This window comes from Grimontia sp. THUN1695 (assembly GCF_059704325.2).
The window spans coordinates 331,325-347,583 of the sequence record NZ_AP046577.1; the positions used below are offsets into that span (position 1 = coordinate 331,325).

Genomic DNA, 16,259 nt, shown 5'->3' on the forward strand with positions numbered 1-16,259 from the left:
ACTCAGGAATTTCTGTGAAAAAAGCACTTTCTGTTATCGGTATCTCTTTACTGCTTGTTGCTTGTGCCCGTCCAACCGATCGCGGCCAGCAATATATCGATGGACGCTTCGACGATGTTCTGAACCCGGTTGATACAGTGGCCTCTGACAAACCAAAGGATTACTCCCTGTTTCCGGCGCAATTGGAGAAAGTCGAAACCCTCTCCCCGTCACTGGTTAACACTAACAGGCCTGTTTATGAAGCGGTAAAGGCCTGGCTGGCCGAAAGCGGTGAGCCAACGGCGCTTGCGGATTACGGGCTCTCACTGGAACAAATGGGCGGTGGTGATGGCTACGGCAACGTGCTGTTTACCGGTTATTTTTCGCCCGTGATTGAAATGCGTCATCAGCCGGATGCATTGTTCCGCTACCCAGTCTATGCCATGCCGGCGTGCGGGGAGCGCTGCCCGACCCGGGAAGAGATTTACAACGGCGCGCTGGAAGGGTTAGGCCTTGAGCTGGGATACAGCGCGTCATTGATCGACAATTTCATCATGGAAGTGCAAGGCAGCGGCTTTATTCATTTTGGTGATACTGACCAGCTTGAGTACTTTGCCTATGGCGGCAAGAATGGCCACCCTTATGTCAGCATCGGCAAAGTGTTGATTGAGCGCGACGAAGTACCGCGTGAGAAAATGTCACTCAAAGCGATCAAAGACTGGGTTGCGGAGCAGGATGAGGCAGCTGTTATTGAACTGCTGAACCAGAATCCGTCCTATGTGTTCTTTACCCCGAAAGCCGCGCACCCGGTGACAGGAACTGCGGGTATTCCCTTGCTTTCCGGCGCCTCTGTTGCCGCCGATCGCGAATACCTGCCGATGGGGACTGTCTTGCTGGCAGAAGTGCCACAGCTGAATGAGGAAGGTAACTGGAACGGACAACATGTGTTGAAGCTGTTGATGGCGCTCGATACTGGCGGTGCGGTGAAGAAAAACCACCTCGATCTTTATCATGGCATGGGTGAGGAAGCGGGCATTAAAGCCGGCCACCACAAGCATTTTGGCCGGGTCTGGAAGCTGACAAAGCCTGCGGGGAACAAAGCACTGGCACAGCCATAACCGAGATATTTGCGATAAAAAAGGCGGGTTTCAAACCCGCCTTTTTCTTTTTATAAGAGTGACTTACTTAATCAGGCCAACTTCTTTGTAGTATTTCGCCGCACCTGGGTGCAGAGGGGCTGACAGACCGTCAGACACCATTTCTTCTTTCTTCAGGTTTGCGAATGCTGGGTGCAGACGACGGAAATCGTCAAAGTTCTCAAACACGGCCTTCGTTACGTGGTAGATCACCTCTTCTGGTACTTCCGCAGAAGAAACAAACGTTGCACCTACACCGAAGGTTTGCACGTCACCGTCGTTACCGCGGTACATACCACCTGGAATAGTCGCGGTACGGTAGTAGTCATTGTCAGAAACCAGTTTGTTTGATGCGGCGTTGTTTACTTCTACCACCACGCTGTCACACGCTGTGGTTGCTTCCTGGATAGCACCACTTGGGTGGCCAACGGTGTAAACCATGGCATCAATTTTGTTATCACACAGTGCTTTTGACTGTTCTGCTGCTTTCAGCTCAGAAACCTGTTTGAAATCGTCCATGGTCCAGCCCATTTCAGCCATCAGTACTTCGATAGTACCGCGCTGACCAGAGCCTGGGTTACCCACGTTGACACGCTTACCTTTCAGATCGTCAAACGTTTTGATACCGGCGTCGGCACGCGCCACAACGGTGAATGGTTCTGGGTGGACAGAGAAAACGGCACGCAGGTCTTTGTAAGCGCCCTGGTCTTTGAATTTGCTTGAGCCGTTGTAGGCGTGGAACTGCCAGTCAGACTGGGCGATGCCCATGTCCAGCTCACCAGCACGAATGGTATTGATGTTGTAGATGGAACCCCCGGTAGACTCAACCGAACAACGGATGCCGTGTTCTTTCTTGGTTTTGTTTACCAGACGACAGATTGCACCACCTGTTGGATAGTAAACACCAGTGACGCCACCGGTACCGATAGTCACAAATTGGTTAGCCTGTGCGGGTACGGCAGTTAAAGCAGCTGCAAAGCTCATTGCGGCCAAAGTTGGTTTTAACGCTTTCATGCTTTAGTCCTTGTCGATGATGTGATTGCTAACGCGGTGAGAATCCGCTGTTAATAAAATGTGAGTCCATTTTGCGACGAAATTATCTGATAGTTAGTTTTTCGATCGCAAGAGATATGCCTCACGATTCAAAGCTACAGAAGATATTTTTTCTTAAATCTTCCGCAGAGTTGATAGATAACCCCATGCTTTGAGACAAGTTGGCGATTTGTTGTACAAGTTCAGCATTGTTCTCCGCATGCTGTCCCTTTAAATTTATTAGGTTATTTTCAAAACCTACACGCACATCGCCGCCAAGCGACATCGCTGCTGCCAGACACTGGTGTTCAAACTGGCCGAATGCACAGGTTGCCCAGGAAATGTTCTCTCTGGCTATGCGTTTAAGATCGAATTCCAGTAAGTCCGCCGGTGAAGACAACATGTCTTTTTTGTACTTGCCCAGTACCAATAGTAGGTGATGGCCGTTATTCGGCAACATTTTGTCATTAACCATCTGAAAATAAAGCGACAAGTCAGCGGCGTCATACAAAATGTACTGCACATAGATCTGGCGCTCATTCAGTTCATGGAAAAAGCGACTGGCCTCTTTCTCAAACGAGGCATTTGGCCGTAATTCGCGAAGCGCAAGGGAGACAGCCTCGGGCTCAGTGCCACGCACCAGTGCCATCTGTTCGTTTGGCTGGTAAAGGCCAACAGCCTCTGTCGTTAACTGGATAACAAGTTCAGCATCAAAACGGGCCCGTGTTTCCACGAGCCACTCTTTGTTTAACCCAACATCCAGCGAGTGTTTACCTTGTTTGTCGCGTACATGCATATGCGCCATGGCGGCACCGGCAGAGGCACACTGTGACAGACAGGTTGCCATTTCATCTATGGTCAGCGGTAATTGCTGGTGGTCATCTCTGCCACGTCTTGCACCATTAGGCGCAACAATAATCGTTCGTCCTTTTTGCACCTGATTTCCTTATCTAAATACGTGATCCAATGTGATTGCCAGACGCTTGACCAATTCATCCATTTCTTTTTCTTTGATGATAAAGGGCGGCGCAAGCAGCACATGGTGTCCACGTTTGCCATCGATTGTGCCGCCCATGGGGTAACACATTAACCCATTCGCCATTGCTGTCTTTTTCACTTCGGCATGCAGTGGCCGGGAGGGATCAAAGGGCGTTTTCCCGGGTTTGTTTTCGACAAATTCCATACCGATAAACAACCCCCGACCTCGAATATCGCCAACGAAAGGGTGATCGCCAAAGGTTTGGTTCAGTTGATTGATCAGATACATGCCCTTGTCAGCCACTTCACTGAGCACGCCAGATTCCAATGCATCAAGGGTGGCACAAGCAGCGGCACATGCCAAAGGGTGGGCCATAAAAGTGTGCCCGTGCTGGAAATATCCCGTGCCATGAAAAATGGCATCATAGATTTTATCGTGGATCATCACCGCGCCAATAGGCTGGTAACCGGCAGCCAGTCCCTTTGCCATGGTGACTAAATCTGGCACGATGCCTTCCTGTTCGTAGGCGAAGTAAGTACCGATGCGTCCGCAGCCACACATCACTTCATCAAGGATCAGTAGGATGCCGTATTTGTCACAAATTTCCCGGATACGTTTGAAGTAGCCTTTTTCTGCAACTAAGGCACCTGCCGTTGCTCCTACCACTGGTTCTGCCATAAATGCGACGACCGTTTCCGGGCCGACAGCAATGAGGCGTTCTTCCAGTTCATTGGCAACGCGCTGGCCGTATTCGAAATGTGTTTCGTTATCGCGTTTATCACGGTAGGCATAACATGGTGCTATCAATTCCCCATTCTGCATTAGGGGAGCAAAAGGTTCTTTTCGCCACATATTGCCACCGACACCCAGTGCACCCAGTGTGTTGCCATGATAGCTCTGGCGGCGGGCAATAAAGCGGGTTCGTGTTGTTTCACCTTTTTCCAGAAAATACTGGCGTGCCATTTTCAGTGCGGCTTCAACCGCTTCCGACCCACCACTGACCAGATAGACATGGTTAAGGGGGCCGGGGGCTTTGTCGGCCAATCGTGCCGCCAATTCTTCAGCCACAGGCGAGGTGAAAAAACCAGTATGAGCGTATGGAATGGTACGGAGCTGGGCTTCTATTGCGCCCAGAACGCCGGCGTGGCTGTGGCCAAGGCAGGATACGGCTGCGCCTCCACAGCCATCGAGATAGTGGTGGCCTTCATTGTCGAAGAGAAATACGCCATCTCCGCCTGCGACTGTGGGCAATGCTGAGTGACAATGTCTTTGAAGTATGTGTGTCATGATATCCCTTAATGATGAATCCCTGTTGTTATTTTAACCAGTATGGGCGGGTTGGAAATTGAACAGCAAACGATATAAATTTGTGGGGTATGCCAAAAATTCATAAGGATCATGTATGGCTATGACAATACCGCCAATGAAAACATTGCGCACCTTCACCGTAGTGGCGCAAACGCTGAGTTTTTCCAAAGCGGCAAAGTTGTTGAACCTGACTCAAAGTGCCATCAGCAAACAGATTCAACACCTGGAAGAGTTGATGGGTTGTGCATTGTTTGAACGTGCCGGGGGGAAAGTAGAGCTGACGGAAGCGGGGCGGCGGTATTTACCCTCAGTGGTTGAGGCATTGGAAAACCTGCAGCATGCCACTTCTACCGTGATGCAGACGTCTGAAACCAAAAGCCGGATTGAGATTTCGGTACCCCCATCCTTGGCGAGCCTGTGGCTGATCCCAAGGCTAAGTGCATTTAGGTGTGCTCACCCAAATATCGCGCTGGCGGTACGCGCAAGCGTGACATCAGACAGTCACAACCGCTATCAGGGCGATATTGCGATCCATTGCCTGCCGCTGTCTACACATGAAGAAGACGCTGAGCTGCTTGTTCGGGAGCGGCTGATGCTGGTGGCTTCACCTCCAGCGATTGAAGGACTTTCGGGTGTCGGCGATCTTTTACCCTTACCTGCTATCAGCCATATCACCCGGCCGCAGATCTGGAATCAGTTTTGGCATGAACTGGGTGTTGCGCCAAATGGCCCGACGTATGGCACGGGGGTTGAGCATTTCTACATGGCACTGGAAGCGGTGAAATATCAGCAGGGAATGGCGTTGATCCCCCAGTTTATGGTTCAGGATGCCCTTCAACGAGGCGAGGTTACCAATCCACTGTCACTGGGCTTTTCTAGCCTGTATGGGTATTTTCTTTTCAGTCATGGCTATAAAAGGCGGCTGGGGCCTGTAAAGCAAGTGATAGACTGGTTGAAGCGGGAGATGGTGCCGCCAAGTTCCCGGCGCGAATCCGTGGACATTTTGCGGCCAAGCGAGTATAAACCGCAGTCCACGACGGAAACTGGGAAACAGAGCAAACAACTATGACAACGACACAAGCTGCATCAGAAAGCTACCAGCAACGTTTTGGTGGAACGCGCCGTCTTTACGGGGCGACCGGGCTTGAGATACTGCGCCAGTCACATGTCTGTGTGATCGGTATCGGCGGTGTTGGTTCATGGGCCGTTGAAGCACTCGCGCGCAGTGGTATCGGCGAACTGACACTGATTGATATGGATGACGTTTGTGTTACCAACATCAACCGGCAAATCCATGCAATGTCCGGGACGGTTGGCCAGAGTAAGATTGAGGTGATGGCAGAACGTGTCCGGGGCATAAACCCAGATTGCAAAGTCAATTTGATTGATGATTTTATCTCAGAAGACAATATTCCCGAATACATCACCAAAGATTACGATTATGTGCTTGATGCTATTGACAGCATTAAGCCAAAGACTGCGTTGCTGGCATACTGCAAACGTAACAAGATTAAAGTTATCACCGTGGGTGGGGCGGGTGGACAAATCGACCCGACACAAATTCAGGTCGCTGACCTGACCAAAACTATTCAGGATCCGTTGGCGGCAAAGCTGCGCAACAACCTGCGCCGTTTTCATAATTTCACGAAAACCCAGGGCCGGAAGTTTGGTATTGACTGTGTTTTCTCTACTGAGCAACTCAAATATCCACAACCGGATGGTTCAGTATGTGAAACCAAGGCGACCGCGGAAGGGCCTAAAAGGATGGATTGCGCCAGCGGGTTTGGTGCGGCAACCATGGTGACCGCGACCTTTGGATTTGTGGCTGTCTCGCGCATCATTGCCAAGCTTACGGCGAAAAAGTAAGTCGATATCTTTCTTAATAAAAGAAGGCCGCGAATATTCGCGACCTTCTTCTTTCAGCACGTTTCAAGTAACGCTGTTATGCGTCAGCTTTCGCACGTAACTTCTGTGTGTCTGGCTTAGCAGTGGGTTGAACAGGAAGCACCTGCTTCACGTATTCACCGGGTGCTGCACCAATCACTGGGAAGTTTTCAGAACCTTGCGCATAAGGTTCGACCTTCTCTTTCGGGTTATAAGCAGACAGCCATGCATCCCAGTGTGTCCACCACGAACCGGCATTGTGCTCAGCTGACTCAAACCATTCGTCGGCAGACTTGCTCAGTTCATCGTTGACCCAGAAGCCGTATTTGCCTTTTGCAGGATGGTTAACAATACCGGCAATGTGCCCTGATTCACCCAGTACGAAGGTTTTGTTCCCTCCCACATTCTGGGCACCGCGGTATGTTCCTTGCCAAAGGGCAATATGGTCTTCTTTGGTAGAGATGAAGTAGCTTGGCACTTTGATTTTGTTTAGATCAATCCAAACGCCACCCACTTTTACACCTTTGTCCTGAACCAGTTTGTTGTTCAGGTACAACTCGCGCAATAAAAAGTTATGCGTGGCTGCCGCGACGTTGGTACTGTCGCTGTTCCAGTACAACAAATCGAAGTCTACCGGGCTATTGCCCTTGAGGTAGTTATCTATGTAGTAGTTCCAGTACAGGCTGTTTTCACGCAGCAGGCTAAACGTCACGCTCAGTGAGCGTCCATCCATATAACCGCGGGTGTTGTTTTGCAACTCTATTGCACTGATCAGGTTATCGTTGATGTAAGCGCCAACTTCTCCCGGCTGTGCAAAATCAAGCAAGGTGGTAAAGAAGGAAGCTGACTTGATGCGGGCTTTCATGCGTTTCGCCGCATAGTAGGCAATGGTACTTGCCAGTACAGTGCCGCCAATGCAATAACCTGCTGCGTTTATTTGCTGCTGGCCGGTAATGTCTTCGATCGCCGATACCGCTTTCACCACGCCTTCCGTGACATAGTCGCCAAATTCAACGTTTTTTTGCTCAGCCCCTGGGTTGCGCCAGGACATCATGAATACGGTATGACCCTGTTCAACCAGCCAACGTACCATCGAATTTTTCTCGCGCAGGTCGAGAATGTAGTACTTGTTGATGAACGGGGGCACGATCAACAGCGGTGTTGCATTCACTTTTTCAGTCAGTGGACGATATTGGATCAGCTCAAAGAGCTCATTTTTGAATACAACGTCGCCCTGGGTGTTTGCAATGTCTTCACCAATGCGAAATGCATTGTTATTGGTCATGCGAACTTTGAGGATATCCGCACTCGACTCAATATCTTCCTGAAGACTTTGTAATCCCTTCACCAGGTTCTCGCCATTGTTTTCCATCGTGAGCTTCAACAGCTCAGGGTTGGTACCGACGAAATTGCTGGGTGACATGGCATTGATCGCCTGACGGGAGAAAAAGTTCAGGCGTTCTTTCGCTTTATCATCCAGCCCTTCGACAGCGTTGATGGTTTCCAGATACGTGCGTCCAAACAACAGGTAAGATTGCTTGATGAAGTTATAGAACACTTCGTCTTGCCATGCGTTATCCTGAAAACGTTTGTCGTCTTTTTCCGGAGATACAATTTCCTGGCTGTTTGCAGCCAAAGCAACGCTTTGCCAGATTTGCAGTTGTTTTTCCCACCACTGCATTTGAATTTGCAGCATTGCAGCGGGTTGATTTGCCGCGCCTTCAAGGAGCTTGGCGGTATCTTCGATACTTTGCTCCTGCATGGCTTTATTCAGGGGGGTGTTTACGGCTGCCTTGCCTTGCTCAAGATCCTTCCACCATTGCTGGTTACTCTCTTGGAGTTTTACAAGGTAGTCCGAGAAGAAGTTCTGATACATGTGTAAACCCTCTTGATCGGAAATAACGCGCCCTCTGCAGCGAGAGGGCGTGTCTACCTAAAATTAAGCTGGTTGACCAGCTTTCAGGTTTTCTGCAGTTAGCTGCTCCAGATCATCTTTAAACTCTTTGGCGATAGATTGCAGCTTCGCGCTGTCGTCCATCATTTGCTGAGACAGTTTGGTTAATGCGGCCAGTTGCTGGCTGCTGTATGCGGTCATTGACGTTACGTCAGTCACTTCGCTTGCCGCTTTTACTTGCGCCAAACCCATTTCGCTGTACGTTTTCACTGCGCTCAGTTGGAGCTCAGTCAGGGTTTCAACATTTTTAGCGACCAACTTGTTGAACTTTATATAAGGTGCCAATGTTTTTTCAGTTTGCTCAGAGAATGCTTTAAACATATCGGTGTACATGGTGTTTCTCCTAAATGTAGTCATTAGATCCAAGGGGGTTAACGTTCTTAGCTATCAACACGTTTCACGACGACTGCTGTACCCATGCCGCCGCCAATGCAAAGCGATGCGACACCCACTGTGCCTTCGCGTTTTTCCAGTTCGTGGATCAGGGAGACCAGAATGCGGTTACCTGATGCACCAAGAGGGTGACCCAAAGCGATTGCGCCACCATTGACATTCGCTTTTTGCAAAATGCTGTCTGCGCTCACATGGTGTGTGTCTGCCAATTGGTGGACAACCCCCAACGCCTGGGCAGCGAAGGCTTCGTTGAGCTCAAACAGATCCACGTCAGAAATAGAAAGCTCTGCTTTTTTCAGAGCTTGTGTTACTGCACCTACTGGGCCTAGGCCCATGATTTTGGGATCTAGTCCAACTTGCGCATAACTGGTGATTTCTGCCAATGGTTTAAGGCCTAGCCGTTGAATGGCAGCCTCTGAGGCAACAATCACTGCACTTGCTCCGTCATTCAGGCCCGATGCGTTACCGGCAGTCACTGTTCCTTCGCGGTCAAAGGCTGGACGGAGTTTTGCCAGACCTTCTTGTGTACAATCTGCTTTGGGGTATTCATCGGTATCAAAAAGCACGGTCTGGCGGCGTTGCTTGACCTCTACCGGCACGATTTCGTCTTTGAAACGGCCAGCTTCAACTGCAGCAACGGCTTTTTGTTGGCTTTGTTGTGCGTATGCGTCCTGCTGTTCACGGCTCAGGCCGACTTGTTTGGCGACGTTTTCCGCAGTGACACCCATGTGATATTGGTTGTAGACGTCAGTTAAGCCATCGTTGATCAACAGATCTTTAAGGCCAATGTCACCCATCTTTTGTCCGCCGCGCAGTGAACCTGACGCAGCAAACGGGATTTGTGACATGTTCTCAACACCGGCAGCAACCACGACTTCTGCATCGCCACAACGGATGTGCGAAACCGCATCCATAACCGCTTTCATTCCGCTGCCGCAAACCATGTTGATCGCATAAGCCGGTACCGATTCAGGAAGACCAGCAAAGAGAGCAGCCTGGCGACCAATTCCCATACCTTGGCCTGCGCTGACGACGTTACCGAGAATGACTTCATTAACAGTTTCCGGTGCGACATTTCCTGCTTCCAGTGCCCCTTTTATGGCCGCTGCGGCCAGTTGTCCTGCGGGTACATCTTTGAGAGAACCGGTAAATGCACCGATCGCGGTACGTTTCGCCGCGACAATAAACACTTTTTCCATGTGTAACCTTTTTCCCGTTAGTTCATGTACAGGCCGCCATTGACTGACAGCGTTTCCCCGGTGATGTAAGCCCCTGAATCACTGGCAAGATATGCGACGGCATCGGCGATTTCTTCCGGACGAGCCAGTCGCTTCATTGGAATCTCGCTTTTTATCGATTCAAGCACTTCATCGCGCATAGCTTCTACCATGGGCGTTGCTGTATAGCCTGGGGCGACAACGTTGGCGGTCACACCATATTTCGCACCTTCAAAAGCCAGAGATTTGGTAAAGCCAATCATGCCAGCTTTGGCGGCTGCATAGTTGGTTTGTCCAAACTGACCTTTCAGGCCATTAACCGAAGAAATGTTGATGACGCGGCCACCCCCTTTCTCGCACATGGCAGCAAAAAGTGGCTGGGTGACATTGAAAAGACTGTTGAGGTTGGTATTGATCACAGCATGCCAGTTATCCGCGGCCATTTTCTTGAAAAGACCGTCGCGGGTAATGCCAGCATTGTTGACCACTATGTCTATAGTGCCTTCTTCTTCAAGAAGTTTTGGGAGACGCTCTGCACATTCGGCGGTGTTGGTGACGTCCAGTTCAAACAAGCGGACTTGATCGGTGTTGAACGACTTTTCTTCGAACCACTCCTTGGCGCATTTCAGATTACCGGTAAAGTAGGTAGCAATCACGCGATAGCCCTGACTGACCAACTTTTCCGTGATCGCCGAACCAATACCACCTTTTGAACCGGTGATGAGCGCGAGTTTCTTCATTGATGACTCCATTCTTAACAACAAGCAATTGAAACATGACCCCTGTAATTGCATTTGGTTGTCCAAAAATACAGGCACCTATAATTTTATGATTTAGCGCAATAAGGGCTGAGATGACGGAAACTCAACTCATCTCTGAATATAATAGTTATTGTGTGTGATGGTTTTATGACCACAGAGATCAAAGATATACAATCTATTGAGTAAGGCAAAAAGAAAGAGAGGAGATTTAGAAAAATAAGATCTTGATCGACAATAAAGTGATATAAGTTAACCGCGTGTTAATTTTTTGGTTTTCTGTTGAGTTCTTTTAGGTTGTGGTTTGGTTTTGGGTGATTTGCTCGCTTATATCTCCTTTTGTGACCACTTTACGGTTTCAGTGAAACGGATAAAAATGAAAGTCATTTAAGTTACAAAATAAAGCGTGGAGTTATAAAACAGAATTTTAGGATAATTGACCAGAAGTCTCAGTTTTATTGTGTTTTTTGTATGGTGAAATAGTCACTTTTGGCGATGTTTTTCAGGTGAATACACCGCCGTGCAGTAGGTTTTATATATTTTTTATTTGTTCAACAATGGAGCGGATACCATTACTTCTGGATTGACTGAGGAGAGTGAGGAGCTCCAGTTGTTCAAAGTAATGCTCAAAATTAAAGTGGCGAAGTGCTTGTTGTGACTTGCCTTCTGCGGCCGCCAATACAATAGCTAACAATCCTTTAACGATACGTGCATCGGAATCTGCAGCGAAAATGTACTTTTCGTCTTGTTTTCGCCAGATCAGCCACACTTTACTTTCACAACCTGATACGGAAATACTTTCCGATTTTAATGACTCGTCAAGCGTTGGCAGTTTTTTACCCATCTGGATAACAAGGCGATACTTATCTTCCCAGCTTCGACATTGCGCCATTTGGTGAATGATGTCGTCGACAGTAATCGCGGTGCCAAAGGGATGGGATGGAAAAGTACTCGTCATAGTATCGGCCTTCAAATGTCAGGAGTTAGAGGATGTCGCACGCCTTTTGAATGGCGGTGATGCAGTGATCAATATCATCCTCGGTATTATACAGGGCAATAGAGATGCGGACACAGCCGTTAATGTTCAGGGCATCCATCAGCGGATGAGCGCAATGATGACCGGAGCGCACTGCAATGCCTTGTTGATCGAGAAGTGTTGCGATGTCAGAGTGATGAACACCCTCAACGTTAAAGGCCACAACACTGGCGCCCGGCTGTAAGCCGATAATGGTGAGATCTTCGATGTCTTCGATACCTTTAACCAAGCGTTGTTGCAGTGATGCGATATGGGCTTCTGCACCGTCTCTGTCTATATTTTCAACCCATTGAATGGCTTCAGACAGGGCGATAGCACCGGCAATATTGGGTGTGCCTGCCTCGAATTTTGCAGGGGAATCCGCATATTGTGTACCGGAGAAACTCACCTTTTCCACCATTTTACCGCCACCATGCCATGGCGGCATTGCTTCAAGCAGTGACGGCTTGCCATACAGCACGCCAATCCCTGCCGGCGCAAACAATTTATGGCCTGAGAAAACATAGAAATCTGCATCCATGGCTGATACATCCACTTTCTCGTGCACCACGGCTTGCGCGCCATCAACAACAACAATAGCCCCGGCTTGATGCGCCCGTTCAATGACTGCCTCTATGGGGTTGCGCGTACCCGTCACATTACTGATATGAGCAATGCACACCAGGCGGGTTTTGGGGTTCAAGCGTTTTTCAAGCCCAGATAATTCAAGTTGGCAGGTGGTGACGTTGATCGGCCACTTTACCACTTTGGCGCCGGTTTGCTCTGCGACCAGTTGCCAGGGGACGATGTTGGCGTGATGTTCCATTTCACTCACAATGATCTCATCACCGGGCTGGAGTATCTGCCGGGCATAGCTTTGGGCGATCAGGTTCAATGCTTCTGTCGCTCCCCGGGTCCAGACGATCCCTTTCTCTGGCGCATTCAGAAAGCGGGCAACCTGACAGCGAGCCAGTTCAAAGCGGTTGGTTGCAGCCGCGGTTAATGCGTGGGAACCGCGATGAACATTGGCGTTAGCACTGGAATAATACTGACTGATACTGTCGATAACGACCTGAGGCTTTTGGGCAGTGGCCGCATTGTCCAGGTACACCAGAGGCTTGTTATGGATACGCTGCTGCAGCGCCGGAAAATCACGGCGGATAAGCGCTGCATCAAAAGGGTGGGTCGTCATGATCTTGTTTCGCCTGAATGTGTCACTAACAGGGGGAAATGATCGCCTTTTCGTGATATTAACTCAAGGGAAAGTCATCGATATAAATGTGTTACACGGAGAAACTGCGGGTAAAAAAAAGCACCGAGAAAACCTCAGTGCTACGATAAATTTTTTGATTGATAGGTTTCAAAAAATACAGCAAGTATGAAAGGTAGATGTCTCTACCAGATTCGGTAAAAACCGAAATATGCAAACACAACATCGCAGCCACAAAATCTGTCGTACATAGGGAACGAAAATCCCGTGGTGCGCGCAAACTATAGGTTTTCTCTGGAGCCAGAACAATTGACATTTTATAATGTTGCTCATTAGAAAATCTTATCTATAAGGAAAGGACAATGGCCCGTCGCCTTCCACCACTAAATTCACTTCGGGTGTTTGAGGCTGCAGCCCGACACCTGAGCTTTACCCGTGCTGCCGAAGAGCTTTTTGTTACACAAGCGGCAGTCAGCCACCAGATCAAAGCACTGGAGGAATTTCTTGGGCTCAAATTGTTCAGAAGGCGCAATCGCTCATTGCTGTTAACAGAAGAAGGTCAGAGTTATTTTCTTGATATAAAAGATATTTTTACTTACTTGGCGGATGCCACAGACCGTGTATTGGAGCGGGGAGCCAAGGGTGCATTGACCATCAGTTTGCCGCCAAGTTTTGCCATCCAGTGGCTAGTACCGAGACTGGCTGACTTTAACCAACAACACCCTGAAATCGATGTGCGGATCAAAGCCGTGGACATGGAAGATGGCTCGTTGACTGATGATGTTGACGTGGCGATTTACTATGGCCGGGGAAACTGGCCGGGATTGCGTTGTGACGAGTTGTATCCGGAGTTTCTGCTGCCTGTATGCAGCCCCGAAGTACTGAACGGCCCCAACCCCCTCCATAGTCTGGAAGATCTGAAACATCATATATTGCTGCATGATCGCTCAAGGAAGGATTGGAAGGCCTATGCCAAGCATTATCAGATTAGTGACATTAATCTAAACTATGGACCGATTTTTAGTCACTCTGCCATGGTGTTACAGGCAGCGGCCCTAGGGCAGGGGGTCGCACTGAGCAATAATGTGCTGGCCCAGCCGGAACTGGAATCTGGCCGCCTTGTCTGTCCGTTTGAGCATTTCCTGATGAGTAAAAATGCCTTTTATCTGGTGAGCCAACAAAAAGATGCAGACTCTGGCCGTATTGCGGCATTCAGGGATTGGGTTCTGGCAAAAGCCGCCGCAGAACAGGAGAGCATTTCGGCATGAGTACAGTTATCATTGATGGACCGGAATTGGCTGAACATACGTTTATTTTTGCCCACGGTGCCGGTGCCGGTGCTGGCATGGAACATGACTTCATGGCTGATGTCGCGGCGAGGGTTGCCTGCAAGGGTGTTCGTGTGGTGCGTTTTAATTTTCCCTACATGATCAAGCGTGCAGAAGATGGTAAGAAACGCCCACCTGACCGCGCCCCTGTGTTGCTGGACACTTTCCGTGACATTATCGCCGAATATGGCACGGAAAAAACCGTCATTGGCGGGAAGTCGATGGGCGGGCGAATGGCAAGCCACCTCGGCGATATCGATGGGCTGAAAGGTATTGTCTGCCTTGGCTTTCCTTTCCATCCGCCGGGTAAACCAGAAAAAAACAAAGGGGAGAACCTTGCGACATTGTTTGTGCCGACCCTTATTTTACAGGGAGAGCGCGATACGTTTGGTAACCGCGTTGAGCTGGAAACTTACCCGCTGTCAGCGAATGTGCAGCTGACGTTTATTCCTGACGGGGACCACAGCTTTAAACCGAGAAAAGTGTCTGGTCACACTGAAAGCGGAAACCGCCAGTTGGCGGCAGATTTGATAGCAAATTTTATCCAGAGAGTATGCCAATGAATGGACGACAATATGCTGTACTTGGCTGTGTGCTGGCGGGTGTGGCTGTGGCGTTGGGCGCGTTTGCCGCGCACGCACTGAAAGCGCAGTTGCCTGCTTATGAGCTTTCGATAGTAGAGAAAGGCGTCCAGTATCAATTCTGGCATGCCTTGGCCTTGATTGCCCTTGGTCTTTGGCATCAATACCAGCCGCTACGCTTACTGCCAGTTGCCTGTGGGTTTATTGCTGTCGGTATTCTTTGTTTCAGTGGAAGTTTGTACGGGCTTGCGCTGACGGACTGGACATGGCTTTGGCCCGTCACGCCATTGGGTGGGAGCTGTTTCTTGGTTGGCTGGGGCGTGGCCGCTGTTGCGCTCTGGCGCAAGGCTTGAGTTCATTGACGCCCTTGATCATAATGTCGCGTCATTTTTATTGCTAACAGCAGGCCCGAGATGAACCAGATTTTATTGTATTGCCGCCAGGGCTTTGAAAAAGAGTGCGCCGGTGAGATTCAGGACAAAGCAGCCGATGTTGAGGTGTATGGTTTTCCACGCGTGGAAAAAAACACTGGCTATGTACTGTTTGAATGTTACCAGCAAGGTGATGCAGAAAAACTGCTCAAGACACTGCCACTGAGCTCATTGATTTTTGCGCGTCAGATGGTTGCGGTGGTTGGCTGTTTGTCGGATCTGGATCCGGGCGATCGTATCTCGCCGATTTTAGCGTTTGGTGGTGAGCTGCCAAAATGTGGTGATCTGCGGGTTGAAACCCCGGATACGGCGCAGGCGAAAGAGCTGTTGAAATTCTGCCGTAAGTTTACAGTGCCGCTGCGTCAGGCACTGCGAAAGCGCGGCGTGCTGCTGGCAAAAGAAAACCCGAAAAAACCGGTATTGCATGTTTGCTTTACCGCGCCAGGTTGCTGCTTTGTCGGTTACTCACTGACTAACAACAACTCACCACATTATATGGGAATCCACCGTTTGAAGTTCCCGCCCGAAGCGCCGAGCCGTTCAACCCTGAAGCTGGAAGAGGCGTTTCATGCTTTTATTCCACGTGAAGAGTGGGATGAACGTCTGGCTCCTGGCATGTGGGCGGTTGATCTGGGCGCCTGTCCCGGTGGCTGGACCTATCAGTTGGTGAAACGATCGATGTTTGTTCATGCAGTGGACAACGGTGCGATGGCAGAAAGCTTGATGGAAACCGGGCAGGTGAAACACCATGCCGTCGATGGTTTCAAATTCGAACCACCGCGAAAAAATGTATACTGGCTGGTGTGTGACATGATTGAAAAGCCTTATCGCGTGGCCCAGCTGATGGGGGAATGGCTGATCGCTGGCTGGGCAAAAGAAACCATTTTTAATCTGAAACTGCCGATGAGCCGCCGTTATGAGCAGGTGAAAGATGACTTACAGAACCTGAAGATATTCCTGATTGAAAACGGCGTGAAATTTGAGATGCAGGCCAAGCACCTTTATCACGACCGTGAAGAAGTCACTGTGCACATACGCGTGCTGAAATGATGGG

The 16,259-nt window shown here is 49.5% G+C and carries 16 protein-coding genes; 7 read left to right on the forward strand and 9 right to left on the reverse strand.

What is annotated here, in order from left to right; all coding sequences use genetic code 11:
• Positions 1-14 precede the first annotated feature (14 nt).
• A complete protein-coding gene (mltA, locus tag AC6IB1_RS05015; RefSeq protein WP_497568061.1) occupies positions 15-1,097 on the forward strand; it encodes a murein transglycosylase A in 1,083 nt (360 codons plus the stop codon).
• A 63-nt stretch (positions 1,098-1,160) separates the two neighbouring features.
• On the opposite strand, the gene AC6IB1_RS05020 is transcribed toward mltA, so the two are convergent.
• The 3 genes from AC6IB1_RS05020 to AC6IB1_RS05030 form a co-directional block, all read right to left on the reverse strand.
• Positions 1,161-2,129 carry a TAXI family TRAP transporter solute-binding subunit gene (locus tag AC6IB1_RS05020; protein WP_497568062.1) on the reverse strand — a complete coding sequence of 323 codons (969 nt, stop codon included), beginning with the start codon at positions 2,127-2,129 and terminating at the stop codon, positions 1,161-1,163.
• Between the two features lie 121 nt (positions 2,130-2,250).
• On the reverse strand, positions 2,251-3,084 hold the full coding sequence (locus AC6IB1_RS05025) for a beta-keto acid cleavage family enzyme (protein ID WP_497568063.1): 834 nt from the start codon (positions 3,082-3,084) through the stop codon (positions 2,251-2,253).
• Positions 3,085-3,093: 9 nt separating this feature from the next.
• Positions 3,094-4,413: an aspartate aminotransferase family protein gene (locus AC6IB1_RS05030; protein WP_497568064.1), complete on the reverse strand. Its 1,320-nt coding sequence runs from the start codon at positions 4,411-4,413 to the stop codon at positions 3,094-3,096.
• A gap of 115 nt (positions 4,414-4,528) precedes the next feature.
• Between AC6IB1_RS05030 and AC6IB1_RS05035 the strand changes: the two genes are divergently transcribed.
• Both AC6IB1_RS05035 and tcdA read left to right on the forward strand, forming a co-directional pair.
• Positions 4,529-5,503, forward strand: coding sequence for a LysR family transcriptional regulator (locus AC6IB1_RS05035; RefSeq protein ID WP_497568065.1), 975 nt, complete (start codon positions 4,529-4,531; stop codon positions 5,501-5,503).
• The gene (tcdA, locus tag AC6IB1_RS05040) at positions 5,500-6,300 is read left to right on the forward strand and encodes a tRNA cyclic N6-threonylcarbamoyladenosine(37) synthase TcdA (protein ID WP_497568066.1); all 801 of its coding nucleotides are present in this window, start codon (positions 5,500-5,502) and stop codon (positions 6,298-6,300) included. Before AC6IB1_RS05035 ends, tcdA begins: the two co-directional genes overlap by 4 nt.
• Before the next feature lie 76 nt (positions 6,301-6,376).
• Here the strand turns inward: tcdA and phaC are convergent, their stop codons facing one another.
• The 6 genes from phaC to csdA all read right to left on the reverse strand — a co-directional run bounded on the left by phaC (position 6,377) and on the right by csdA (position 12,847).
• On the reverse strand, positions 6,377-8,194 hold the full coding sequence (gene phaC / locus AC6IB1_RS05045) for a class I poly(R)-hydroxyalkanoic acid synthase (RefSeq protein WP_497568067.1): 1,818 nt from the start codon (positions 8,192-8,194) through the stop codon (positions 6,377-6,379).
• Positions 8,195-8,257: 63 nt separating this feature from the next.
• Positions 8,258-8,605 (reverse strand): phasin family protein, encoded by a 348-nt coding sequence (locus tag AC6IB1_RS05050; RefSeq protein WP_005506969.1) that lies wholly within the window; start codon positions 8,603-8,605, stop codon positions 8,258-8,260.
• Between the two features lie 47 nt (positions 8,606-8,652).
• Positions 8,653-9,864: an acetyl-CoA C-acetyltransferase gene (locus tag AC6IB1_RS05055; RefSeq protein ID WP_497568068.1), complete on the reverse strand. Its 1,212-nt coding sequence runs from the start codon at positions 9,862-9,864 to the stop codon at positions 8,653-8,655.
• Positions 9,865-9,881: 17 nt separating this feature from the next.
• Positions 9,882-10,622 carry an SDR family oxidoreductase gene (locus AC6IB1_RS05060; protein WP_497568069.1) on the reverse strand — a complete coding sequence of 247 codons (741 nt, stop codon included), beginning with the start codon at positions 10,620-10,622 and terminating at the stop codon, positions 9,882-9,884.
• Between the two features lie 550 nt (positions 10,623-11,172).
• Entirely contained in the window at positions 11,173-11,598 is a 426-nt protein-coding gene (gene csdE, locus AC6IB1_RS05065; RefSeq protein ID WP_497568070.1) for a cysteine desulfurase sulfur acceptor subunit CsdE, read from the reverse strand.
• Positions 11,599-11,623: 25 nt separating this feature from the next.
• A complete protein-coding gene (gene csdA / locus AC6IB1_RS05070) occupies positions 11,624-12,847 on the reverse strand; it encodes a cysteine desulfurase CsdA (protein WP_497568071.1) in 1,224 nt (407 codons plus the stop codon).
• Between the two features lie 380 nt (positions 12,848-13,227).
• Here csdA and AC6IB1_RS05075 point away from each other — a divergent pair, with 380 nt between their 5' ends.
• The 4 genes from AC6IB1_RS05075 to rlmM are packed head-to-tail and all read left to right on the forward strand — an operon-like array spanning position 13,228 to position 16,255.
• Entirely contained in the window at positions 13,228-14,133 is a 906-nt protein-coding gene (locus AC6IB1_RS05075) for a transcriptional regulator GcvA (RefSeq protein ID WP_497568072.1), read from the forward strand.
• Entirely contained in the window at positions 14,130-14,756 is a 627-nt protein-coding gene (locus tag AC6IB1_RS05080; protein WP_497568073.1) for an alpha/beta family hydrolase, read from the forward strand. Before AC6IB1_RS05075 ends, AC6IB1_RS05080 begins: the two co-directional genes overlap by 4 nt.
• Complete coding sequence (locus AC6IB1_RS05085; protein WP_497568074.1) at positions 14,753-15,127, forward strand: DUF423 domain-containing protein; 375 nt, start codon at positions 14,753-14,755, stop codon at positions 15,125-15,127. Before AC6IB1_RS05080 ends, AC6IB1_RS05085 begins: the two co-directional genes overlap by 4 nt.
• 60 nt (positions 15,128-15,187) lie before the next feature.
• The gene (gene rlmM, locus AC6IB1_RS05090; RefSeq protein ID WP_497568075.1) at positions 15,188-16,255 is read left to right on the forward strand and encodes a 23S rRNA (cytidine(2498)-2'-O)-methyltransferase RlmM; all 1,068 of its coding nucleotides are present in this window, start codon (positions 15,188-15,190) and stop codon (positions 16,253-16,255) included.
• Positions 16,256-16,259: the final 4 nt, after the last annotated feature.